The sequence below is a fragment of the Halosolutus amylolyticus genome, from assembly GCF_023566055.1.
GTDB lineage: Archaea > Halobacteriota > Halobacteria > Halobacteriales > Natrialbaceae > Halosolutus > Halosolutus amylolyticus.
Window position 1 is genome coordinate 245416 of record NZ_JALIQP010000003.1, and the last position, 23102, is coordinate 268517.

The window sequence follows — 23102 nt, forward strand, 5'->3', positions numbered from 1 at the left end:
CTAGTTCATCCAGTTCGGTGCGACGTGCTCTTCGGTGCGGTGTTGTTCGGGGTAGACGCACTCGAGTCCGCCCTCGGGTAGCCACTGGGTAATCGGGAAGTTCGTGATCACACCGTCGCCGTTGCGCTCTTCCTGGACGTCGTGGGGGTAGTCGTCGCCCTCCTCGTAGAACGAGATCTGGCCGGCCGTCCCGGTGTAGTCCAGCCCCAGCATCGCGTCGACGATGTCGTCGAGGTTACTCCCGTAATCGGCGGTCCCGGCCTCCTCGACGGCCTCACGGTACAGGTAGACCGCGTCGTAGGTGTTGAATCCCATGTACATCGGGAGGTCGGGCGCGTCCTCGTCGTCCTCGACGAACGACTGGTAGCGATCGACGAAGTCGAGCGTCTCGCCCGTGATCTCGGTCGTCCCGGCAGCACCCGACTGCGAGGTGGTCTCGTAGGTGGCGGCCCCCTCGGAGAGTTCGTAGAAGTCCGGCGTCATGGAGGCGACGTGGATCCCCTCGATGCCGAACTCGAGTTCTCGCTGGTGCCACTGGCCGAGCATCTCCGCGCCGATGATGTGGGCGAAAAACCGGAAGACTGCGTCGGGGTCTTCCTCCTGGAGGGTGTTCATGACCGGCGTGAAGTCGTCGATCTCCGTCGAGAGTTCCTCCTCGTAGACGACGTCGTAGCCGCGCGATTCCAGTTCGTCCGGCAGGTTGTTCGTGAACGGATCCGTCCACGCCGCGTCGTCCGCGAGGTACGCGAACGTGTTCCAGCCGTGGCGGTCCGAGAGGTAGTCGGCGTACCCGCCCATTGCCTCGGCCTGGTAGAACGAGTTGATCGGTCCGGACCGGAAGATGTTCTTGTTCGCCTCGTAGTCCGATCCGACGGAGTTCTCGATGATCGCCGGCGACGCCGACCCCGTGACGATGTACGGGACGCCGTTCTCGGTGACCATGTCCATGATGTTGAGCGATACCTCGCTGGAGAACGTCCCGATCAGGACGTCGACGTTCTCCTGGTTGATCAGCCGAGAGGCTTCGTCCTGTGCCGTCGACGGATCGGCTCGCGTATCCTCGCTGATCAGGTCGACCTCTTCGTCCATGATCCCGCCGTCCTCGTTGATCTCTTCGATTGCCAACTCGGCGCTTCGTTCGGAGCCGAGTCCCTGGGTGATCTCCAGCGGACCGAGGTGACCGATCGTGATCCCGTCACCGTCGCTGCCCCCCAGGCACCCGGCGAACGTCGTCGCGACTGCCCCTGTCCCGGCGGCCCCGAGGAACGTTCGCCGAGCCACCCCACTATTACCATCCTTTCCCGAATTCAGATTTTTGTTACTCTTGTTAACCATTGTGGCTCACTGTGTTACCAATTCTGGCCACTCTGTTTCGATTAGTCCGTATTAAAGATGAGGGAGTGTAACAAGGAACACGCGCTACGTGCAAACAAGAAACATAGAAGAGATTTATTCGGTTGGCAGGTCGATACCCGCGAGATCGACGTCCGGTTCCTCGAGTCGGTATCGGCCGTTCTCGACCGTCACGACCCCGTCGTGGCGAAGCTGGTCGAGATGAGCGTAGGCCTCGCCTGGCCCGTGAACGACGTGAATCCCCTCGAGGTCGCCGAACAGTCGCTGGCTGACCGCCCAGGGGTCGACCGGCCCGCGTTCGCGAAGCACCTCGAGAATCGCCGCGGTCCGGTCCCGGTGGTGGTCGAGGATGTCACGGGCGCGGGCCGTCGGATCGGCGATCGGGTCGCGGTGGCCAGGCCAGACCCGATCGTAGTCCCGATCGGCGATCCGTTCGAGCGATTCGCGGTACGTCTCCAGCGGCCGGTCGACCCGGAGGTCGGCTCCGCCGACGTTCGGCGTGTACACGGGGAGGACGGCATCACCGACGAACGCCTCGGGTCCGTCACTGACGGCTTCGCCCTCCGTTCGTTGCGTGACCGACGCACCGATCGTCTCGAAACAGCAGTGTCCGGCCGCGTGTCCGGGCGTGTGGACAGTCTCGAGAGTCCACCCACCGACCTCGAGTACCGTCCCGTCCTCGATCGGCGTCGCCTCGGGCGGCGTGCCCTCGATCCCGCTCGCCGCATCCAGGAACGCGAACAGATCCGCCTGTGCGTCCGCCGGGACGCCCCACTCGTCGAGCATCGTCTGCCGGCGCTCGTCGGCCGCGGCGACCGCCCCGGGGTCCCGTTCGACGAGCGGCAGGTCGGCCCCGTGAACGTAGACGGTCGCGCCGCTCTCGGCCTGGATCTCCCCGGCGAGTCCCGCGTGATCGACGTGGTAGTGGGTCAATACGACGTCGTCGACGTCGGCGAACTCGTAGCCCCGCTCGGCCAGCCCCGCCCGGAGGTCCGATCGGACCCCGTCGGTCGCGATCCCCGTATCGACGAGCGCGAGTTCGTCGCGGGCGTCGTCGGCGAGTACGTACGCGTTGTTGCGCCCCTCGAATTCGTCGTTGCCCAGCGAAATGCGGTCCATGTCCACCACACACATCCTGTCCAATATTAATTGGTTGGGTGAAGAGAGGTAGAACTGTTAACTCAGGCAGTAATAGTTCGAACAGAGTTAGTTCGGGATCGGTCGAGCGACCGGACGCGATAGCGGAGTGGATGCCAGTCCCGTTCGATACTGTCTGCGTGCGTCGAGAGAGCGGTCCGCCGTCGACCTGCGCGCGTCGATCGCGGGGTTCAGACGGACTACTGTAGTCAGTTTCGGTGCACCCCCAGGACGGTAGCGGTTGTACCGGTACTCCGGTACAGCGGACCGTCTCAGCTTTCGAGTTCAGCGCGAAACAGCTGATTGACGTCGCCCGGATCGGCGCTGCCGCCGGTCTTTTGCATCACCTGGCCGACGAGGAAGTTGATCGCGCCGTCGTCGCCCGACTCGTAGTCGTCGACGGCACCCGGGTTCTCGTCGATCGCCTCGACGACGGCCTGCTGGACCTCGTCCTCACCGGTCTTGCCCAGCCCCGCTTCCTCGACGATCGCGTCGGGCGCGGTTCCGTCGTCGAGCATCGATCGGAGGACGGTCTCGCGGGCGTTTTTCGCCGTGATCTCGTCGTCGGCGACGAGTTCGACGAGCCGGGAGATTTCGTCGAGTCGATCGTCGACGTCCGTAATTTCCATGTCGCGGTAGTTGAGTTCGCCCAGCAGGTTGTCCGCGACCCAGGTCGCCGCGAGGTCCGGATCGAACTCGCCCGCGACGTCCTCGTAGAAGTCCGCGACCTGCTTCGTGGAGGTGAGCTTCGAGGCGGCCTCCTCGCTCAGGCCGTACTCGTCCTGGAACCGCTCGCGGCGAGCAGAGGGGAGTTCCGGGATCGCGATCTCGTCCTTCCAGCCCGAGACGCGAAGCGGCGGGAGGTCGGCCTCCTCGAAGTAGCGGTAGTCCTTCTCCTCCTCTTTCGATCGCATCGAGACCGTGATCCCGCGGGACTCGTCCCAGTGGCGAGTCTCCTGTTCGACCGCGCGCCCGCGCTGGATCGCGTTCTTCTGGCGGGTCTCCTCGTAGGCCAGCGCCTTCTGTGCGCCCTTGTGGCTCGAGATGTTCTTGACCTCGGTTCGGTTGGCCGCCGCGAGCGCCTCGGAACCGATCTCGTCGGTGTCGTCCCCGTCGATCTCGTCCGCAGGGACGATCGAGAGGTTGGCGTCGATCCGGAGGCTCCCGTCGCGTTCGGCGTCGAAGACGCCCAGGTACTCGAGCACCTCCTCGAGTTCGGCGAGGAACGCCCGCACCTCGTCGGGACTGCGGAAGTCCGGTGCCGTGACGATCTCCATCAGCGGCGTCCCCGCACGGTTGTAGTCGACGAGAGTGTACTCCGCCGAGTCGATGCCGCCACCGCCGCCGACGTGCTGGAGGCTCCCCGGGTCCTCCTCCAGGTGGGCGCGCTCGATCGCGACGGTGCGGCGCTGGCCCTCGACGGACACCTCGAGTTCGCCGTCGGCGCAGATCGGTTCGTCGTACTGGGTGATCTGGAAGTTCTTGGGCAGGTCGGGGTAGTAGTAGTTCTTCCGGTGGAATCGGGTCTCCTCCGGGATGTCGGCGTCGATCGCCTTCCCGATCTTGACGGCGGCCTCGACGGCGGCCTCGTTGAGAACCGGGAGTGCGCCCGGCAGGCCGAGACAGACCGGGCAGACGTTCTCGTTCGGCTCGTCGGTCGCGTCGGTCGAGCAGCCACAGAAGATCTTCGTGTCGGTCTCCAGCTGGACGTGGACCTCGAGGCCGATGACGGTCACGAGGTCGCCCTGCTGGACGGTCTGGGCAGTCATTGCACCTCGATTCGGGCCGGCGGGGGTAAAACGTAACGGGACGGCTCCGCCGTCGGTTCCGGCACGCGATCGCGCGTCACGGCCGTCGTATTTGCGCGTTCGACGATTCGCGCCGGGTTCGAGCGCCGATCGAGTGATGCCGAACGTACGGTGCCCGGAAATCGAGCGTCCGACCCGGATCCGTCCGGGTCCCACGCGTTACGTTCTCACTCGGTCGCAGTGTGGTCCGGTTCGATCTCCACGTCGGTCGTTCCGAAGGGTTCGAGGGGGTCCTCGAACGTCGCGGTCAGTTCGTTCTCCGGGAAGAACCCGATGATGCGGGCGGTTTCGTCGCCGCCGTTGTAGATCCCGTGCGGGGCCATCTCCGGAACCACGGCGCACTGTCCGGTCTCGAGATCGATCGTCTCGTCGCCGATCGTCGCCTCGACCCGACCCGTGGTCACGACGAGCAGTTCCTCGTTGCTATCCCGGTGGGAGGGGAGGTAGTCGCCGGGTTCGATCTCGATACAGACGATAATCAGGTTCTCGGCGCCGGCGTCGACGCCGTTCGGCGCGCCGGGCGTCAGCGGGAAGTACCCGCGAAGCCGGGCGTGATCGTCGTGTTCCTGGTAGCAGTCAGTGCCCTCGAACTGGTACAGATCGACGGCGCGAGCGGTCTCAGTCCTGTCTTTCGATGTCGTAGCCATGCTGTCTCACATCCTGCCTGATTGCGGGCCGTCCTGCGAGGGCGTGAAAAATACCTGCTCGATCGGGGCGGCCTGAATCGACTGCTAGAACGCCCGCTCGGAGCATAACGGTTTTTCACGCCGATCGGAGACACCGGCCGATCGACAGGACCGGACCCCGTCGGAATCGCGGCCGGACGCGACGGAACCACGACTGGGGCCTCTCGACGGCTTCGCGCCGTGCCCGGGGGACTGCGGTACGATCGCATTACTCCCCGACCGATCGCGTTACGGACTCGGTTACGCAGTTCCAGTCGTTACAACTGTCTCGTAGTTTTTTGATTCGCGAAATTGAACGAAAACGCGAGGTGTGATACATGGTACCTGATACCGCAACATCGGCGTGGCGACGCTACCGCGCGATCCCGATCGTCTACCGGATCGGCGCGGCGTTCGTGCTGGGATCGATCGTCGGCCTACTCGTCGGCGACGCCGCGACGGCGCTCCAGCCGCTGGGGGACATCTTCGTCAGGCTGCTTTCCATGATCGTCATCCCGATCGTCATCTTCACGCTGCTGATGGGGATCCGACGGATCACGCCCTCGACGCTCGGGAAGATCGGTGGGCAGGTCATCGCGCTGTACGCCGTCATGTCGGCGATTGCGGTGTTTATCGGGCTGGCGGTGGCCAACCTGGTCAATCCGGGGTCGGGACTGACGCTGGCCGAGGACGTCGAGTTCGAGCCGGAGGAGACGCCGGACTTCGTCGAGGTACTGATCGGCATCGTCCCGGAGAACCCGATCGGGGCGATGGCCGAAGGTGACGTGCTCGCGACGATCTTCTTCGTCATCGTCTTCGGCCTCGCGCTCCTCATGCTCGAGGAGAGCACCGAGGACGAGGCCGTTCGGCGCGGCGTCGAGTCGATTTTCGACATCGTCGAGGCCGGCACCGAGGCGCTGTTCAAGATCGTCTGGGGCATTATGGAGTACGGGGTCATCGGCGTCTTCGCGCTCATGGCCGCCGTCTTCGGCGAGGCCGGCATCGACGCGATCGTCCCCTTCGCGCTGTTGATCGGGACCCTGCTCGGTGCGATCCTGATCCACATCGGGGTCGTCTACCTCGGCGGACTCATCGTGGCGCTCACCCGCCAGTCGCCGGTCGCGTTCCTCACCGGGTCGAAGGACGCGATCGTGACGGCGCTCTCGATCCGGTCATCGAGCGGGACCTTGCCGGTGACGATGGCGAACGCCGACGACAACCTCCGGATCGACGAGGGCGTCTACGGCTTCTCGCTGCCGCTGGGCGCGACGATCAACATGGACGGGACGGCGATGTACCAGGGCGTCGTCGCGATCTTCGCGGCGAATCTCGTCGGCGTCCAGTTGACCATCGTCGAGCAGGTGACGGTCGTCCTCATCGCGGTGCTCGCGAGCATCGGTGCCGGGGGCGTCCCGGGAACGGGGCTGATCATGCTGACGCTGGTGTTGACCCAGCTCGGCCTCCCGCTCGAGGTAGTCGGCTTCGTCGCCGGCGTCGACCCGATCCTCGATCGGCTCCGGACGATGACGAACGTGACGGGCGACCTCGCCGTCACCACGGTCGTCGCCCACTGGAACGACGCGATCGACTTCGGCGGTGGCTCGTGGATCGATCCGACTCGCGGGCTCGAGATCGGCAGCGGAACCGCCTCCAGCAGCGACTGATACGGTTTACTGTACGTCAGTTCCGGCGCAACCGCCGCCCGGATCGCGGTTGCGCCGGTACATCGGTACAGCAATCCGTATGAACCCGAGCGCCTCCGGGCGACGACCGATTCCGTTGCGACTCCGGGCGGCGAACGCCGCTCGATCACGGGCCGACGGGACAAAAGGGGATTACCGGGTGCAGTAGCGGCCGCCTAGCGCTCCGCGCGCGGGAGTTCCGCGGTGAGGTACTCGACGAACTTCTCCGGGTGTTCGGCGTGTGGCAACAGCGTCGAGTAGTCGATGACGACGAGATCCAGGTCGCCCGCGTCGGCGAGATTTCGCCCCTGCCTGAGCGGAATGAGTTCTGCGTCACGACCCCAGACCAGCGTCGCCGGCGTCTCGAGGGCCGCCAGTTCCGTCTGGAGGTCGAAGTCCGGATCGAGCGTTCCCGACGCGAACGAGGCCGGCGCGTACCGGGCTCCCGGCTGGTGGGCGCTCCGCCACGCGTACTCGACCTCCGCCTCGTCGATCCGATCGGCGTCGTAGTAGCCGTCCCGATCGAAGAAGTACCGCATCGAGGGTTTGCTCGCCAGCAGGTTGAACAGCGTCGTTCCGACGATCGGCGTCCGGATGAGGGTTCGGAGCCACGGTCGCTCCGTGCTCGTCTCGTCGGTCGGACAGATCAGCACGAGGTGTTCGAAATCGGCCTCGTCGGCCGCGTCGACGACGAACGACCCGGTCAGCGAGGAGGCGACGACGATCGGTTCGTCGGTCACGTCGCGGGCGAAGTCCCGGAGGAACTCTGCGTAGAGCGTGGGAGAGTAGACCAGTGGCGGCCGTTCTGACTGGCCGAATCCGGGGAGATCGACGGCGATCACGTGGTAGTTCTCGGCGAGCAGTTCGAGGATCGGTTCGAACTCGTGGCTGCTCGCCCCAGCGTGGATGCTGTGACACAGCAGCATGTCCGGGTCGTTCGGATCCCCCGCGACGGTGTAGGAGACCTCGATCCCGCGCCACCGGTACGTGCGTTCGACGCCCGGCAGCGGGTTCTCGTACTCGCTCGCTCGACCCTTGAGGAGGCGATTCCCGAGGACGGCACCGCCGACGATCCCGGCGGCTGCACCGAGGACTGTGCGGGCGTTCATACGGGACGTGTAGACCGCCGATCGTCTTATACTGTCGGCCGGACGTCAGTGCGCGGGAGCGACGCGAGCGACGCCGCCGTCGGCGGTCGCCGTGTCGTCGGGCCGCGATCGCGAGCGGGCGACGCGGCGTCGGCGGTTCGGGAACACCCGTCAGGTCCCGTCCACGTCGAGGTCGTCGAGACACGCCTCGACGGGTTCGAGGAGATCGCTCGCGATCGTGTAGGGGTCCGTCTCGCCCGTTCGGACGCCCTCCGCGAGGTCGTCGATTCCGCCTTCGTCTTCGATCCGGCTCTCGAGCATGGCGTGGACGTCCTCGCGCAGGAGCGTCCGGATCTCTTCGGCGTAGCGCTGGCGGGTCATCTCGGCGCGGGTGCCGGAGTCGACCAGGTACTGCTGGTGGGCCGCGAGGTCGTCGATGAACGCCTCGACGCCCTCGCCCTTCGTCGCGACGGTCTCGACGATCGGCGGAGTCCAGTCCTCGATCGCGTCGCCGTCGTCACCCCAGTCGGCACCGCCCGCGTCCATCGCGTCGGCGCCGTGATGGCCGGCGTCGCCGCCCATCCCCGGTCCTTCGCCGAGGTGGATCATGTCCCGGAGTTCCTGGACGGTTCGATCGGCGCCCGGTCGATCGGCCTTGTTGACGACGAAGACGTCGGCGATCTCGAGGATGCCGGCTTTCAGCGTCTGGATGTCGTCACCGGACCCGGGCGGGACGAGCACGGCGACGGTGTCGGCGGTCCGGACGATGTCGATCTCGTTCTGGCCCGCGCCGACGGTCTCGATGATGATCTTGTCCTTGCCGAAGGCGTCCATCGCCTTCACGGCGTCCGCCGTCGCGGTCGAGAGCCCGCCCAGCGTGCCGCGGGCGCTCATCGAGCGGACGAAGACGTCCATGTCGCCCACGGTGGAGGCCATCCGGATCCGGTCGCCCAGCACCGCGCCGCCGGTGAAGGGCGAGGAGGGGTCGATCGCGATGACGCCGACGGTCTCGCCCCGATCGCGGTAGGTCTCGGCCAGTTTGTCGACGAGCGTGGACTTGCCCGCGCCGGGGCTGCCCGTAATCCCGATCACGTCGGCCGCGCCCGTGTGGGCGTAGAGTTCGGAGACGAGGTCACGGTAGCCCGGCGATCGGTTCTCGATCTTCGAGATGACGCGGGCGAGCGCGCGGTGTTTCCCCGCGAGCAGGTCCTCGAGTAACGGTTCGTGCTCCGCGTTCATCGCTCGGGTGCGTTCTCGCGGACGAACTCGATCGTCTCCTCGATCGACGTGCCGGGGCCGAAGATCTCGGCGACCCCCAGTTCTTTGAGTTCGTCGCGGTCCTCGTCGGGGATCACGCCCCCGGCGAGGACGAGGGTGTCCTCCTTCGCGCCGTACTCTTCGAGGCCGTCCATGATCTTCGGAACGAGCGTGTCGTGGGCCCCCGAGAGAATGGAGATGCCGAGGACGTCGACGTCCTCCTGGACGGCCGCCTGGACGATCTCCTCGGGTGCCTTGTGGAGGCCGGAGTAGATGACTTCGAACCCGGCGTCACGGAACGCGCGGGCGATGACGTGGGCGCCCCGATCGTGACCGTCGAGGCCGACTTTGGCGACGAGACACCGGATCGACTCCTGCTCCTGTTCGCTGCTCATACACCTCCCTTCCCGTGCCGCCTGTTTGACTTTAACGGATATTGCCTAGACTTGCGTCGCGGTCGGTGCGGGTCGCGACGACGACGAACTGCCCACCGATCGCGAAAACCGGACAGTTCCGGCGTCCGACACGGAGATCCGCGACACTGTCAGCGGGTCGCATTCCGAACCAAAGGCCTAAGAGCGAAACTAGCTTACATTCTGGCAATGACTATCGTTCGTCTACTGCGGAGGGATCTCTCGTGGGCGTCGAAATAAAAGAAACCAGGGTACCAGACGCCGAATTCGAGGAGATGAAAGGATTCGTCTTCGAGTATCTCGCGGCCAGCGTCGAGAAGGAAGACGAGGGCGGCCGCATGCGCTGGTACCCGTGGCACTCCGCGGAGTACCGGCACAACCACATCCTCAACGTGGTCAATCTCGCGGAGGAGATCGCTCGCGAGGAGGGCGCGGACGTCGACGTCACGCGGGTCGCCGCGCTCTTTCACGACGTCGCCAAACTCGAGACGGACCAGGAACTCCACGCCGAGGCCGGCGCTCGCGTCGCCCGGGAGTACCTCGAATCCCGCGCAGAGTACCCCGAATCGTTCATCCAGCAGGTGTGTCGCGCGATCGAACACCACTCCTACCAGGGCGACCTGAACGACCTCTCACTCGAGACGCAGTCGCTCATCGAGGCCGACCTGCTCGACAAGGTCGGCGCGAACGGGACGGCCCTGATGCTGTTGCGCATGGGTTACGAGGCCCGCACCCACATGGACACCGACGAAATGGTCGATCGGGTCCTCGAACGCGGCTACGACGCCGCCTCGCGCGTCCAGAGCGACACAGCCGAGAGCATCGCTCACCAGCGACTCAAGCGCGTGAAGTGGTTCCAGGAGTGGCTCGAGGACGAGATCGCCGCGATGGGGAACTGATACGGATTGCTGTACCGATGTCCCGGCGCAACCGCCGCCCGGATCGCGGTTGCGCCGGAACTGACGTACAGTAAACCGTACTAGGCGCCCATCGGCGGTTTCCGACCGTTCGCTCCGAGAGCGACGGCGTCACGGACCTGCATCCAGTCACGTCCGCGGATCGATCGATCCTCATTCGGGACGGCAACGGCGTCGTTAGCCGATTGAGACCCTCAGAAGATACCGAGAGCGCCGACGGCGAGAAAGAGCAGGCCGAACCCGGCCAGCACGACGGCGCTCAGGGCGGCGACGATCGGCGCGAAGGCGTCGACCCGCCGCCCTGCGGCGACCAGCGCGGCGGGGTAGGCGACGATCCAGAGCGCGATGCCGCCGAAGAATCCCAGCAGCAGGGCCGGCGAACCGGTCTGGACGACGAGCGCTCCCTCGAGGACCGTCCCCGCGCCCGGCACGTGCGAGAAGACGTCGAGGCTGCCCGACTGGAGCAACCCGACGCCGACGGTGAGCCAGAACCCGATCTGGTAGGGGTTCGTCAGCGCGAGCACGAACGTCTTGCGAAAGCCTTTCGACTCGCCGCGGCCGCCGTCCGTGAACGAGGCCGCCGATCGGGCCTCCTCGATCGCGCCGACGGCGAAGTAACACATCAGGAGTCCGCCGGCGAAATAGAGGACCGGCCGGACCGCCGGGTACTGGTCGATGATCGCGACGATGCCGGCGAGCGCGAGGGCGAAGAAGACGACGTCGGCGACCATCGCGCCGAGGCCGGCCCAGAAGCCGGCCGTCCAGCCGCGGACGACGCTCTCCTCGGCGATAATGGCGTTCATCGGTCCTGGCGGCGCGGCGAGGGCCACGCCGAAGACGATGCCGGCGAGTGCCGTGACGATCGCGCTGGTCACTGGTAGTCGATATCGAGTCGGGGGAGAAAAGCGCACTGGCTTCGGCAGCGCGAGCCACGGATCGGCGTCGCCCCGTCCGCCCGGTGTCGATCGCCGGATCGCCGGACCTATTTCGAGTGCCGACGTACGGCGGGTATGGCCGAGCATCGAATCGCCGGTGTGACGTCGTCGAGGCCGCTCGCCGAATTCGACGACGTCTCGACCGGAGCGCGACGACGGATCGAGGCGGAGCGACGATGAATCGGCGCGCCCTCCTCGCGACCGCCGCTGGTGTCGGAACGATCGGTGCGAGCGGCTGTCTCGACAGCGTGTCGGGCGGGAGCGGGGACAACGAGAGCGACGAGGACGACGAGGACGACGGCCCGCCGTACGAGATCGAACTGATCGACGCGCCCGGGAGCGAGGCGGGGACGGTCACCGTCCCCCAATCCGGCCAGGTCGTCCTCGTCAACTTCACGCGGCAGTTCTGCCCGACGAGCATCGGCTACCTCTCGAACGTCGGCGAGGCGTACGATCGCCTCGGCTCGGAGTTCGATCTCGGACCCGACGGCGACGTGTTCGTGCTGTCGGTCATCGACTGGAGCCAGGGCGCGACGCCGTCGAACGACGAACTGGTCGACTGGTGGGTCGAGAACGACGGCTACTGGCCGATCGGGATCGATCGATCGGGAGCCTTCTTCGACGAGTACCACGACACCGATAATTTCCCGGGAACGGCCGCGATCGACGGCGACGGCGAGGTCCACTGGAGCGACCTCGGCGGGACGACGCCCTCAAACATCGTCTCGGGCGTCAGGGCCACCGTCGAGGCCACGTCCGGCGTCGAGACGGATCCCGACGCGGGCGGGAACGAGACGGAGGCGGTGAACACCGACTCCGACGGAGACGACGACCCGAACGCGGACTGATCGGCCCGCGACGATCATCGTCGCCACTCCGGAGCCCTCGCTTCTTACGCGTCCTCGTGCGGCCGATCGGCGAGCATCGGGTACGACTGCACCCCACCGGTGGAGTGTCGCGCGACCAGTGTTGCGACCGCCGCGTGCCCGCCCGACAGCGGTCGCCGTCGCTCCTCGTAGGAGAGCACGGTCAGGTCCAGGCACGCGCGGAGCAGGTCGTTCGATCGGTACCGGTGGCGATCGCTCGACGGGCCCACGTCGACGGGATCGGTCGTGCGCAGGTGGTGCTCGTAGACGAGGACGCCGCCCGGCCCGAGCGCCTCTTTCAGGTCCGGGAGCACGTCCAGTCCCGCGAAGAAACTCACCGTCACGAGGTCGTACCGCTCCGACCCGAACTCGAAGTCGGCGACGTCAGTCCGGTGCCAGTCGATCGACGCGTCGACGTCGTGGGCCGCGGCCCGCTCCCGTGCCTGCGCGAGGGCCTCGTCGGAGACGTCGATCGCGTCGACCGCGTAGCCGTGCTCGGCGAGGAAGACGGCGTTACGTCCGGTCCCGGTCGCGACGTCGAGGGCTCGCCCCTCGGGGAGCGTCTCGATCCGGCGCTCGAGAGCCGGGATCGGATCGTCGGGGAGGTCGAAGTCGACGTCCCTGTACTTCTCGTTCCACCGCTCGCGATCGTCCGTCACGTTCGATCGGATGGACGCCGGGCGCTTGATAGTTCTCCCGCCGATCGACGATCGAACCAGTGAACCCTTTGGTCGAGGAATCGTATCGTCGCACATGAGCCGTCACACGGACCGTTACGTCGCGGCCGGACGCCGGACCTGCCGGCCCCGAACGCGGCGAGACCGATCGCCGGTCGAGGTGAGAGACCGGTGAGACGCCGGGACCTCCTGGCCGGAATCGGGAGTGTCGGCATGCTCGGCGGAAGCATTGCGCTCCTTCGAAACGGGATGCCCGACGTCGGCGGCGACGGCGGACCCACGCCTGCAGACGACGACGTGTCCGATGGCCCCGTCGAGGTCGAGACGATCGACGCCCGCGGGAGCGAGGCCGGGACGGTCGCGGTGCCGGCCGATCGGGTCACGGTCGTCAGCTTCTTCGTCACGGGCTGTGGCCAGTGTCAGGCGCATATGCCCCACCTCGCCGAGGCTCGCCAGGAACTCCGGGAGGACTACGGCTCCGACGTCCGGTTCCTGTCGGTCACCTACCAGTCGCTCGGCAAGATGCCGCCCGACGAACTCCGGGACTGGTGGACGGCCCACGACGGCAACTGGGCGGTCGGCTACGACCCGGACTCGACGCTCGCGGCGTCGTACGGCGTCGTCGGCTACCCCGTCACGGTCGTGGTCGACGCGGACGGCGAGAACCGGTGGCAGGAGAAGGGAATCGTCGATCCCGAGACGATCGTCGAGGCCGCTGAACCCGTGCTGGACGCACGACGGGCGGCACCGACCGGGAACGAGACGGCCGACGACGAGTCGACGTCGACCGCCTGAGGCGATTCAGACAGTGACGACGATTCGTTCCGGACCGACGAGCGACGTGGTTCCTACGTGCCGTTCCCGAACCGGGTGAACAGCCCGGAGATCGGATCCATCCGGTCTTTCCACGAGGACGTCGCGTCGCCGACGGCGGCGATCCCGTCCTCGTCGACGGTACAGAGTCGGCCGCTCGCGACGGCGATCGCGGTCAGACCGTCGCCGACCGGGTCGTGGTGCCACCGCTCGGTACCGTCGTCGGTCGCGATCGCGTGAATGCGGTCCTCGTCGGTGCCCAGACAGACGTGGTCGTCGATGACGACGGGGGCCGTCGCCGCGGCACCGACGGCGACGCGCCAGCGTTCGGTGCCCGCCGCGGCGTCGACGGCGTAGAGGCTGTGGTCGGCACTCGCGACGAAGACGGTGCCGTCGGCGACGGTCGGTGCGGCCCTGAGTCGGCCGCCGGTTTCGAACCGGAACCGTTCCTCGCCGTCCGCCGCGGCCAGTGCCACGAGCCGTCCGCCACTGGCGACGTAGACCGTGCCGTCCGCGACGACGGGCGCGGTACTGACGCCGTCTTCGAGTTCCGTCTCCCAGCGGCGATCGCCCGCGTCTGTCTCGACGGCGATCACCCGATCGCCACAGCCGGCGAAGACCGCCCCGACGGCGACCGCGAGTCCGGTGACCGCCCCGTCGAGATCGGCCGTCCAGTCGGGTTGGCCGGTTTCGGCGTCGATCGCGTGGAGCGCGTCGCTGGCGGCGTAGACCGTGCCGTCGACCACGATCGGCGACGTCCGAACGGGTTCGTCGGTCTGGTAGCGCCACGCGCGCTCGCCGGTCTCGGCGTCGAGCGCGTAGACCGCGCCGTCGTCGGCCCCGACGTAGACGCATTCGTCGACCACTGCGGGAGCGGTCCGGATCGGGCTCTCCGTCTCGAACGCCCAGCGCTCGCTCCCGTCCTCGAGGGCCAGCGCGGCGGTGGTTCCGTCCGTGCGGGTGACGAAGATCGTGTCGCCCACCAGCGCCGGCGAGGCCTCGATCGCCGCGTCGATCTCGACGCGCCACTGTTCGCTCGGCCGCTCCTCGAGGGCCTCGCCCGATCGGACGTGGCCGGTCCCGTCCGGGCCGCCGCGGGCCATCCGCCAGTCGGGGTCGACCGTCTCGGACGGTGCTTCGAGGGGTCGGCGCGACTCCAGTCGCTCCACGGTCTTGGCCGCGGCAGTCGAGACGCTCGGGACCGGATCGTCGGTCAGCGCCCGGATCTCGGGACGCACCGACAGGGCGTCGATCGCTCCGAGCGTCCGGATCGCTCGCATCCGCACGCGGGCGTTGGGATCGGTCAGGCACGATCGGAGTTCCGCCGGCAGGGTCGATCCGGCCTCGAGTTCGTCCGCACCGGCCAGTTCGGCGAGTGCACCGGCGGCGTTCGCCCGGACTGCACAGTCCGGATCCGCGAGCGCGTCGACGAGTGACGGAATCGCGTCGTCGAACCCGGCCGGATCGTCGGCGGCCATCGTCGCGAGGACGCGCGCGGCCGTCGTCCGGACGATCGCGCTGTCGACGGCGAGTCCGTCCGCGATCTTCGAGACGCCGGTCGGTCGGAGCGTGTCGGACTCGTCGGCCAGCACCGAGAGCCCGAGGACGGCGAGGCCGCCCGCCCACGGATCGTTGTCGAGGCGGCGGCCGAGCCCCGATAGCTGCTTGTTGATCGCGTCGGTGTGGGACGGCGTCTCGCCGCCCGCGACGAGCGAGGCGGCGTCGAGCAGTCGATCGTCGACCCGATCGAGTGCGTCGCCGAGCGCCGATCCGCCGTCGTGGCCGGTCGTCGAGAGCGTCCCGAGCGCGAGCGTCGTGTAGCCGCGGACCGCCTCGTCGTCGGCGTCGAGCAACGCCACCAGGTCGTCCGTCCGCGACGCCACGTCGTCGGGTTCGGCCGCCGCGAGCCGCGCGATTTCGGCGGCGATCGCCCTCGAGTTCCCCGACTCGATGCCGTCCAGCAGGAGTTCGGTGACCGGTCGCCGATCGGTCTCCGCGACGATGCTCGCGAGTGCTCGTATCAGTTCCCGGCGCGTGTCGTCCGGCGCGTCGGTGAGTCGCTCGAGCAACGGTTTCGCTGCGGACGCGACGAGCGTCGAGTCCGTTCTGGCGAGGTCCGCGATACCCGCGGCGACCGCGGTGGCCCGTTCGTCTCGTTCGTCCACGACGTCGAGGACTGCGGCCATCGGCGTCGGATCGAGGTCGAAGTCGGCCGAGAGGTACGCTTCGAGCGTTTCGAGCGCCGCGGCCCGGACTGCGGGCGTCGAGTCGACGAGCAGATCACAGAGCGCGCCGACGCCGGCCTCGACCTCCGCCGGCGTCGTCAGTCCGAGGACCGACAGGGCCTCGCAGGCGGCGATGCGGACCGTCTCGTCGGCCGCGTTCGTCTCCTCGACCGCGAGCGTGAACGCCGGTCGCCGATCGCGTCCCGAGGCCGGGGCGATCGCGGCGAGGGTCTCGCGGGTCGTCTCCCTGACGCTCCGGTCGGGATCGTCGAGCGCGCCGAACAGCGTCGCCAGCACGTCGCGGACGTCGTCCGGATAGGTCGCGGCGATCGTCCGGAGCGCGATCGCGGCGTTGTTCCGGACGCTCGCGTCGTCGTCAGCGAGGCGGTCTGCCAGCGGTTCGACGGCCGGACGGGCGGCGCGGGGCTTCTCGGCGGCGACGCTCGCGAGGTCCCGCGTCGCCGCTCGGCGAACCGCCGGCGACTCGTCGTCGACCCGTCGGCGAAGCGACCGGATTGCGGGATGGGGCCGCGACGTTCGCGACTGGGCGACCTCGGCTAGCGCGCGGGCGGCGTACCCCCGGACCCACTCGTCGCCCTCTTCGAGCCGATCGACGAGCGTGGGGACGTCCGGTCGATCGTCCGGGCCGTCGAGCGCGACGGCCCCCAGGGCCGTCGCCGCGTGGTGGCGAACCGGTTCGTGTGGATCGTCGAGACGATCGGCCAGTTCCGAGACGACCGGGCGGACACACCCCGGCGTCTCCTCGGCGACGGCCGCGATGGCGCGGGCGGCCTCGTGTCGGACCGTCTCGTCCGCGTCGTCGAGCACGCCCGCGAGGTCGCCGACGACCGACTCGACCGCGCCCGGGTGGTCGTCCGCGACGGCGGCGATCGCCGTCACGGCGTGGGTCCGAACCGCGGGGCTCTCGTCAGCGTCGTTCGTCCCGTCGACGGCCGCCGGTTCGTCGAGGTCGAGCAGGCCCGCGAGCGGTTCGACGGCGTCCACGACGGCTACGGGAGTTGCCGCCGCGACCGACGCGAGCGTCGCCGCGGCGTCGGTCCGGACTCCCGGAAGCGAGTCCCCGAGCCGATCGACGAGCGCGTCGACTGCCGGGACGACGTCCGCTGGTGCGGTCTCGGCGACGTCCCGTAGCGCCCCGACGGTCTCGCGGCGAACCTCGCGATCGTCGGCCAGGCTCGCCGCGAGCGGATCGACGACCTCGCGGAGGGCGTCCGGCCGTTCGCCGGCGATCGCGGCGAGCGCCGACCCCGCGTCGACCCGGACCTCGTACCGATCGTCCGCGAGCCGTGCCGCGACGTGATCGGCCGCCGTCGCGACCGCCGACGGCGTCTCGACGGCGACGGCCTCGAGCGCGCCCATCGCGTTCGATCGGATCGCGGGTTCGTCCGCGAGTCGATCGACGAGCTGGCTGGTCGCGTCGAGCACGTCGTCCGGGCGGGCCTCGCCGACGGCCGCGAGGATGGCGGTCGCGTTCTCGCGGACGGCGACCGTCTCGTCGTCGGTCGCGGCGGCGACCTCGTCGACGACCGGGGCGACGGTGTCCGGATGGGCCGTGGCGATCGCGGCGAGGGCGTCCGTCGTTCGGACCCGAACCGCTTCCTCGTCGGCGGTCACGTAGGCCGCGAGCGCCGCCGTGGAGTCGGTGACCGAATGCGGATGATCGTCGGCGATCGACGCGAGCGCGTCGGCCGCGTCGGCCCGGACGGCGGTCGAGCCCTCGAGCCGTTCCGTCAGGGCGTCGACGGAATCCCGTACCTCACGGGGATGGGACGCCGCGACGGTCGACAGCGCGGCCGCCGCGTGGGACCTGATCGCCGGGTCGTCGTCGAGCCGATCGGTCAGCGCCTCGACCGCGGAACAGACGTCCGCGGGTCGCTCCGCCGCTTCCGTCGCGAGCGTTCGGGCCGCGTACTCCCTGACCTCGGGGTCGTCGGCCGAGAGAAACGATTCGAGCCGATCGATGCCGACCGTCACTTCGATTTCGCCGTCCTGTTCGCCCCGTGTCGGGTCGCTGGAATTGTCACCTGGTGTATTCATCGTGGGCACCCGTCCATCCCCGGCCCGCGTGAGCCACTCACACGCACCTGGTAGTTGGTTGAGAATGTAGACACGTCCAGTTAATTCTATCTCCGATCCTCCGTTTGCTAACAGATTCGCAGAGACGGGACTGTCGTGACGACGAACGGGTACTCGAAAGACGGTGTCGACGGGTACCCGAAAGACAGTGACCAGGGTGAGAGAACGTCGGTGGAACGAGGCGGCCGGCCACGAGGGGGCGGCCGTCTCGATCGCTCTACGCCTTCGCCTGCCAGTCGCGGATCCGATCGGCGCTGACGCCCTCCACGTCGTCCGCGACGGTATCGGGATCGCTCTCGGTCAGGTCGTCGATGCTCTCGATACCCGCGTCGGCGAGTTTTTCGACGGTTTTCGCGCCGATCCCGTCGAGCGCCTCGAGGTCCGACCCGGTGTCGCTCTCGCGGGCCTGGAACTCCTGGTAGTTACAGATCGGACAGCCCAGTTCCCAGGGCTCGTCCCCGTTGTGGATCACCAGTTCGGGCAGGTCGTGGTCGTCGCAGTACTCGTCGGTGACCTCGATCTCGCCGCGTCGCGGGAGGGGCAGCGAGTACTCGCAGTCGGGGTAGCGCGTACAGCCCACCAGTCGGGACCCGCTCTGGAGGGTTTTGACTGCCAGTTCGCCGCCGTGTTCGTCTCCGCACTCCGGACACTCGCCCAGAATCGGCCCCTCGCCGGCGTCCTCGGCCTTGCACAGCGGACAGCCGTGGACGAACGTCTGGCGGCCGGCCAGCATCTTCACCTCGTTCAGCCCGTGCTCCTCGCACTCGCTATCGAGGATCAGCGGCTTGCCCGTCGAGGGCAACGGAAGCGTAAACTCGCAGTCGGGGTAGCCGTCACAGCCGACGAAGTACGAGCCGTGGCGGCTCTGCCGGACGAGCAGGTCCTCGCCGCACTCGGGACAGGGGCCCAGTCGCTTGTCGTCTTTCAGCGACTTCCGCAGGTGATCGCCGATCTCCTCTCGCGAGTCCGCGAGGTTGGCGAAGATCTCCTCGAGCATCTCCCGGGACTCGTCCGTGACGTCGTTGAGCGTCGCCTCGCCGCTCGCGATCGCGTCCATGTCCGCCTCCAGTTGGGCGGTCATCTCCTCGCTGACGACCCGATCAGCGTAGTTCTCGGCGGCGTCGACGACCGCCATCGCGAGTTTCGTCGGGCGCGGCGGATCGCTCTCGATGTAGCCGCGATCGTACAGTTTCTCGAGCGTATTGTGTCTCGTCGACTTCGTTCCCAGGCCCAGATCCTCCATGGTCTCGATCAGCCGCGACTGGCCGTAGCGGCGCGGCGGCTGGGTCTGTTTCTCCTCGAGTTCGACGTCGTCGATCGCCAGTTCCTCGCCCTCGTCGACGTCGGGGACGAAGTTCTCGCTGGTGTTGAAGTACGGGTAGACGTCGTGGTAACCGGGTTCGACGAGCCGTTTCCCGTTGGACTTGAGTCGGTAGTCGTCGACCTCGGTGACGACCTTGAGGTGTTCCCAGACGGCGGCGTCGGCGACGGTCGCGAAGAACCGCCGGACGACGAGTTCGAAGATCTCCCACTCGTCGTCGCTCACGTCGCCGCGGGAGGGGATCTCGCCCGTCGGGTGGATCGGCGGGTGGTCGGTCGTCTCCTCGTCGCCCTCCGTGGGGACGATCTCGTCGGCCTCCAGCAGGCTCTCCGCGGACTCGCCCAGCGTCGCGTGGCCGACGAAGTCGTCGAGCAACTCCTCGGGATCGAGGTCGTCGGGGTAGACGGTGTTGTCCGTCCGCGGGTACGTGATGTAGCCCGCGGTGTAGAGGTCCTCGGCGATCGACATCGCCCGCTGGGCGGAGTAGCCGATCGCGCTGGCCGCGCGGATGAACTGGGTCGTGTTGAACGGGGTCGGCGGCGTGTCCGTCCGCGTCCGGCGGTTGACGTCGACGACGGTCGCGGCGTCGCGATCGGCGAGGGTCTCGTAGACCTCGTCGGCGACGGCCTCCTCCCAGACGCGCTCGGCCTCGTTGTCGTCCTCGTCGCGGTAGAAGTACTGTGCCTCGAAGGTGGTCCCGTTCTTGGCCAGGTCCGCGAACAGCTCCCAGTAGTCCTCCGGATCGAACGCCTGGATCTCGCGTTCCCGATCGACGATGAGTTTGAGCGTCGGCGACTGCACCCGGCCGACGGAGATGAAGTCGTTGCCCAGTTGACCCGCCGACAGCGAGAGGAAGCGGGTGAGCGCCGCGCCCCAGACCAGGTCGATGATCTGGCGGGCCTCGCCGGCGGCGGCCAGGTCGAAGTCGAGGTCGTCGGGTTCGTCGAACGCGTTCTGTACCTCGTTCTCGGTGATCGAGGAGAACCGTACGCGACGGATCGGGACGTCCTCGTTGACGTCGCGGACGATCTCGTAGGCCTCTTTCCCGATGAGTTCGCCTTCGCGATCGTAGTCCGTCGCGATCGTCACGCGCTCGGCCTTGCGGGCGAGGATCCGGAGCGTGGCGACGATGTTCTCCTTCGTGGGGGTCTTCTCGACGCTCGCGTCGATCAGTTCGACGGGTTCGACGTCGCGCCAGTCCGAGTACTCCGGCGGAAAGTCAACGCCGACGACGTGGCCCGAGAGCCCGACGCAGCGCTTGCCGCCCCACTCGTAGACGTTGACGCCGTTCTCGCGACTCGAGTCGAACGTGCCGCCGGACAGGATGTCGGCGATCCGCCGCGCGGCGTTGTCCTTCTCCGTGATTATCAGTTCCACGGCGGTTCACCTCCGCTGGTGCGGTGGTCGCCCGACCCGGGACGAGTGTCGATCATCGTCGCTCGCTACGACTGAGCATCTGATAACGCTTTCGCCCAAAACCGCAAGACTGCGCGGGTGTGCGTGCGGTCGCGCGAGCGGTCGCGTGCGCGAGGACCATGCCGTCACTCTATCCACGACCGGTACCATTCCCAGGACCAGGTCTGGCTCACTCTCGCGTCCTCGCGCCCCCCGTTCTCGCCCACTGTTGTTCGACAGGTCACTCGCTCCGCGAGTTGAACGCGGTTCGGGGCGCACAGGAACCGTTCAATTCCGTTCACACGTCAATGCACGATCAGTAAAATCCATATACGTCCGTTCGTGTTCTATTCAAGATGGCAATCGGAATCAACGCGATCCCGTCGTGGATCGTCGCGAGTGATGGGGGGCGCGATCGACGGCGAGCCGTCGATGTCGGTGGCGACGCGTCAGGCGGCCCCTCGTCGCGTCACCTCGAGGGGGTTGGCTCGGGCGTCGAACGCGAGCGGTCGTGTACGACCGATGGCACGCCTGCGGCGAGCGACACCGGTCCGCGACGCGTGCTGACCGACGGCGGATCCGTACGGAACGCCGACGACGATCGGCAGGCGTCCGGCGAACGGAGCGACGCCCTCGAGGCCGCGATCGGCAGGGCGGAACGGTCGATCGAATCGCTCGAGGACGACGTCGAGTCGCTCGACGAGCGACTCTCGGCACGGGCCGAGCGCGAGTACGTCGACGCGCAACTCGACGCGCTCACGTCGGTGATCGACGAGGTGGAGGCGGCGACCGACGACGCCGTCGATGCGGCGACCGTCGAGACCCTGGAAGCCGACGTCGAGGCGCTGGCGGACTCGGTCGCCACGCTCGACGAGCGACTCTCCGGCCGACCGGCGCGCGAGGACGTCGACGAGCGGATCGACGACATCGAGACCGCGATCGACGCGGTCGAGGCGTCCGTCGCAGAACTCGAGGCCGAACTGTCGGCGCTCGCGGAGACTGCAGTCGACGAGTCGGCCCTGGACGCGGCGACCGACGGACTGGCCGACGCGGATCGCCTCCGCGATCTCGAGGAGGCGTTCCAGATGATCGCCCACACGATCGACACGCTGGAGGGCGAGGTCACGGCGCGTCTCGAACGACTCGACGAACTGGACGAGTGGCCCGCCGACGACCGGGTGTCGGACGCCGATCTCGACGCGCTCGAGAGCCGCGTCGAGGACCGGTTCGAGGCGATCGACGCCGACCTGTCGACCCTCGAGGGGGAGCTAACGGCGCTTCGCGAATCCGTCGACGCCCTCCCCGAACTGGAACGATCGATCGAGTCGACGGACGAGGCCGTCGCCGCGATCGAGGAGGAAGTCGTAACGGTCAGCGACGAGGTCGACGCGATCGGCGAAGCGGTCGGAACTGCCACCGAGGAGGTCGAAACGGTCACCCGGGCGGTCGCGTCGGCACGGGAGCGACTCGACGCCGTCGAGACACAGGTCGACGATCTCCGGGACGAGATCGAGGAGTCCGCGTCGGTCGACGACCTCGCCGCGACCGTCGCCGAGCTCCGGTCGGCCGTCGAGACGATCGAACGCGAGTCCGCCACCACGGAGTCGGTGACGTCGCTCCAGGACGACCTTGCCAGGACGCGCCGGACGACCGAAGACGTCGAAGCGGCCGTGGCGGACCTCGAGCCGACCGTCGCAGAGATCGAACCGGCCGTCACGGAGCTTCGTACGGACGTCGACGCCCAAAAGCGCCAGCTAGAGACGATCGCGGCCGATCTCGAGGCCCTGGAATCGGAGGTGACGTCGGACGCCGACGTCGCATCGGCCGTCGACGAGATCGAGTCGCGCGTCGACGGGATCAACGGTAAACTCGAGTCGGACCTCAAGACACTCCACATCGAACTCGAGGACCTCCGCGAGCAGGTAGACACCGAGGACCGGAGCCTCCTCGAGCGGATGGTGACGGACGACGTCTTCGGACTGGTGATGATGGCGTTCGTGACCATTACGGCGATCGGTGCGACGATGGCGTTCTTCGACGGACAGCAGGTGGTCGCCGCGGTGTTCGCCGCCGTTCCGATCGTGACCGTACTCGGGGCGCACCTCCTTCTCTCCCGACGGTCGGGACGACCCTGAGAGCGCGATCGTGACGGGCCGTCGATGCAGTTCGTCCCGGACGTTCTGTAGTGTTTTCAACCAATGTCTGACGCAGATTTATACGATAGTGGTAATTATCGAACGGTCGAACATGGCTACACCAATCCCGTGTCAGGAGCAACTTACCACCGTCGCGGCGGTGGCGTTCATCCTCAGTGTGGGTGTGGTGAGCACCGTTCAGTCCGTCGGCACTCACTCACTGCTCGCTCTCAGCGCGGTCGCCTTCGTGACGCTGTACGTGTGCGGGTAGCCCGGGGCCGACTCCTCGACCCGTTGCGTTTTCGACGCCGCGAGTCG

At 67.6% G+C, this 23102-nt stretch carries 17 protein-coding genes; 6 read left to right on the forward strand and 11 right to left on the reverse strand.

Annotated features, from left to right (window positions below):
- The 4 genes from MUN73_RS13740 to MUN73_RS13755 all read right to left on the reverse strand — a co-directional run bounded on the left by MUN73_RS13740 (position 1) and on the right by MUN73_RS13755 (position 4945).
- The gene (locus tag MUN73_RS13740) at positions 1–1335 is read right to left on the reverse strand and encodes an ABC transporter substrate-binding protein (RefSeq protein WP_250141061.1); all 1335 of its coding nucleotides are present in this window, start codon (positions 1333–1335) and stop codon (positions 1–3) included.
- 114 nt (positions 1336–1449) lie between these two features.
- Positions 1450–2472: an MBL fold metallo-hydrolase gene (locus MUN73_RS13745; RefSeq protein WP_250141062.1), complete on the reverse strand. Its 1023-nt coding sequence runs from the start codon at positions 2470–2472 to the stop codon at positions 1450–1452.
- A 290-nt stretch (positions 2473–2762) separates the two neighbouring features.
- Positions 2763–4259, reverse strand: a complete 1497-nt coding sequence (gene gatB, locus MUN73_RS13750; protein ID WP_250141063.1) for an Asp-tRNA(Asn)/Glu-tRNA(Gln) amidotransferase subunit GatB — start codon at positions 4257–4259, stop codon at positions 2763–2765.
- Positions 4260–4465: 206 nt separating this feature from the next.
- Positions 4466–4945 (reverse strand): cupin domain-containing protein, encoded by a 480-nt coding sequence (locus MUN73_RS13755; protein WP_250141064.1) that lies wholly within the window; start codon positions 4943–4945, stop codon positions 4466–4468.
- 356 nt (positions 4946–5301) lie between these two features.
- Here MUN73_RS13755 and MUN73_RS13760 point away from each other — a divergent pair, with 356 nt between their 5' ends.
- Entirely contained in the window at positions 5302–6627 is a 1326-nt protein-coding gene (locus MUN73_RS13760) for a dicarboxylate/amino acid:cation symporter (protein WP_250141065.1), read from the forward strand.
- Positions 6628–6821: 194 nt separating this feature from the next.
- Here MUN73_RS13760 and MUN73_RS13765 read toward each other — a convergent pair whose 3' ends face one another.
- From MUN73_RS13765 to MUN73_RS13775, 3 genes are all read right to left on the reverse strand, one after another.
- On the reverse strand, positions 6822–7754 hold the full coding sequence (locus MUN73_RS13765) for an alpha/beta fold hydrolase (protein WP_250141066.1): 933 nt from the start codon (positions 7752–7754) through the stop codon (positions 6822–6824).
- Positions 7755–7904: 150 nt separating this feature from the next.
- Entirely contained in the window at positions 7905–8972 is a 1068-nt protein-coding gene (gene meaB / locus MUN73_RS13770) for a methylmalonyl Co-A mutase-associated GTPase MeaB (RefSeq protein WP_250141067.1), read from the reverse strand.
- Positions 8969–9385 (reverse strand): cobalamin B12-binding domain-containing protein, encoded by a 417-nt coding sequence (locus MUN73_RS13775; protein WP_250141068.1) that lies wholly within the window; start codon positions 9383–9385, stop codon positions 8969–8971. The genes meaB and MUN73_RS13775 overlap by 4 nt, the downstream gene beginning before the upstream one ends.
- Before the next feature lie 242 nt (positions 9386–9627).
- Between MUN73_RS13775 and MUN73_RS13780 the strand changes: the two genes are divergently transcribed.
- On the forward strand, positions 9628–10302 hold the full coding sequence (locus MUN73_RS13780) for an HD domain-containing protein (protein ID WP_250141069.1): 675 nt from the start codon (positions 9628–9630) through the stop codon (positions 10300–10302).
- Between the two features lie 212 nt (positions 10303–10514).
- Here the strand turns inward: MUN73_RS13780 and MUN73_RS13785 are convergent, their stop codons facing one another.
- Complete coding sequence (locus MUN73_RS13785; RefSeq protein ID WP_321575764.1) at positions 10515–11195, reverse strand: LysE family translocator; 681 nt, start codon at positions 11193–11195, stop codon at positions 10515–10517.
- Between the two features lie 236 nt (positions 11196–11431).
- On the opposite strand from MUN73_RS13785, the gene MUN73_RS13790 reads away from it, so the two are divergent.
- Entirely contained in the window at positions 11432–12103 is a 672-nt protein-coding gene (locus tag MUN73_RS13790; RefSeq protein ID WP_250141070.1) for a TlpA family protein disulfide reductase, read from the forward strand.
- A 44-nt stretch (positions 12104–12147) separates the two neighbouring features.
- On the opposite strand, the gene MUN73_RS13795 is transcribed toward MUN73_RS13790, so the two are convergent.
- Complete coding sequence (locus tag MUN73_RS13795; protein WP_250141071.1) at positions 12148–12780, reverse strand: class I SAM-dependent methyltransferase; 633 nt, start codon at positions 12778–12780, stop codon at positions 12148–12150.
- A 189-nt stretch (positions 12781–12969) separates the two neighbouring features.
- On the opposite strand from MUN73_RS13795, the gene MUN73_RS13800 reads away from it, so the two are divergent.
- Positions 12970–13593, forward strand: coding sequence for a TlpA family protein disulfide reductase (locus tag MUN73_RS13800; RefSeq protein WP_250141072.1), 624 nt, complete (start codon positions 12970–12972; stop codon positions 13591–13593).
- A 53-nt stretch (positions 13594–13646) separates the two neighbouring features.
- On the opposite strand, the gene MUN73_RS13805 is transcribed toward MUN73_RS13800, so the two are convergent.
- Both MUN73_RS13805 and MUN73_RS13810 read right to left on the reverse strand, forming a co-directional pair.
- Complete coding sequence (locus tag MUN73_RS13805; protein WP_250141073.1) at positions 13647–17894, reverse strand: sister chromatid cohesion protein PDS5; 4248 nt, start codon at positions 17892–17894, stop codon at positions 13647–13649.
- A 256-nt stretch (positions 17895–18150) separates the two neighbouring features.
- Entirely contained in the window at positions 18151–20631 is a 2481-nt protein-coding gene (locus MUN73_RS13810) for a DNA topoisomerase I (RefSeq protein WP_250141074.1), read from the reverse strand.
- 374 nt (positions 20632–21005) lie between these two features.
- Here MUN73_RS13810 and MUN73_RS13815 point away from each other — a divergent pair, with 374 nt between their 5' ends.
- Both MUN73_RS13815 and MUN73_RS13820 read left to right on the forward strand, forming a co-directional pair.
- Positions 21006–22784, forward strand: coding sequence for a hypothetical protein (locus tag MUN73_RS13815; protein ID WP_250141075.1), 1779 nt, complete (start codon positions 21006–21008; stop codon positions 22782–22784).
- A gap of 112 nt (positions 22785–22896) precedes the next feature.
- Positions 22897–23055, forward strand: a complete 159-nt coding sequence (locus MUN73_RS13820) for a hypothetical protein (protein WP_250141076.1) — start codon at positions 22897–22899, stop codon at positions 23053–23055.
- The last annotated feature ends 47 nt before the right edge of the window (positions 23056–23102 follow it).

Excerpts from the sequence above, each read along its gene's own strand:
- MUN73_RS13740 (WP_250141061.1), bottom strand. The coding sequence starts at position 1,335 with ATGGTTAACAAGAGTAACAAAAATCTGAATTCGGGAAAGGATGGTAAT.
- MUN73_RS13745 (WP_250141062.1), bottom strand. The coding sequence starts at position 2,472 with ATGGACCGCATTTCGCTGGGCAACGACGAATTCGAGGGGCGCAACAAC.
- gatB (WP_250141063.1), bottom strand. The coding sequence starts at position 4,259 with ATGACTGCCCAGACCGTCCAGCAGGGCGACCTCGTGACCGTCATCGGC.
- MUN73_RS13755 (WP_250141064.1), bottom strand. The coding sequence starts at position 4,945 with ATGGCTACGACATCGAAAGACAGGACTGAGACCGCTCGCGCCGTCGAT.
- MUN73_RS13760 (WP_250141065.1), top strand. The coding sequence starts at position 5,302 with ATGGTACCTGATACCGCAACATCGGCGTGGCGACGCTACCGCGCGATC.
- MUN73_RS13765 (WP_250141066.1), bottom strand. The coding sequence starts at position 7,754 with ATGAACGCCCGCACAGTCCTCGGTGCAGCCGCCGGGATCGTCGGCGGT.
- meaB (WP_250141067.1), bottom strand. The coding sequence starts at position 8,972 with ATGAACGCGGAGCACGAACCGTTACTCGAGGACCTGCTCGCGGGGAAA.
- MUN73_RS13775 (WP_250141068.1), bottom strand. The coding sequence starts at position 9,385 with ATGAGCAGCGAACAGGAGCAGGAGTCGATCCGGTGTCTCGTCGCCAAA.
- MUN73_RS13790 (WP_250141070.1), top strand. The coding sequence starts at position 11,432 with ATGAATCGGCGCGCCCTCCTCGCGACCGCCGCTGGTGTCGGAACGATC.
- MUN73_RS13805 (WP_250141073.1), bottom strand. The coding sequence starts at position 17,894 with ATGAATACACCAGGTGACAATTCCAGCGACCCGACACGGGGCGAACAG.
- MUN73_RS13815 (WP_250141075.1), top strand. The coding sequence starts at position 21,006 with ATGGCAATCGGAATCAACGCGATCCCGTCGTGGATCGTCGCGAGTGAT.
- MUN73_RS13820 (WP_250141076.1), top strand. The coding sequence starts at position 22,897 with ATGGCTACACCAATCCCGTGTCAGGAGCAACTTACCACCGTCGCGGCG.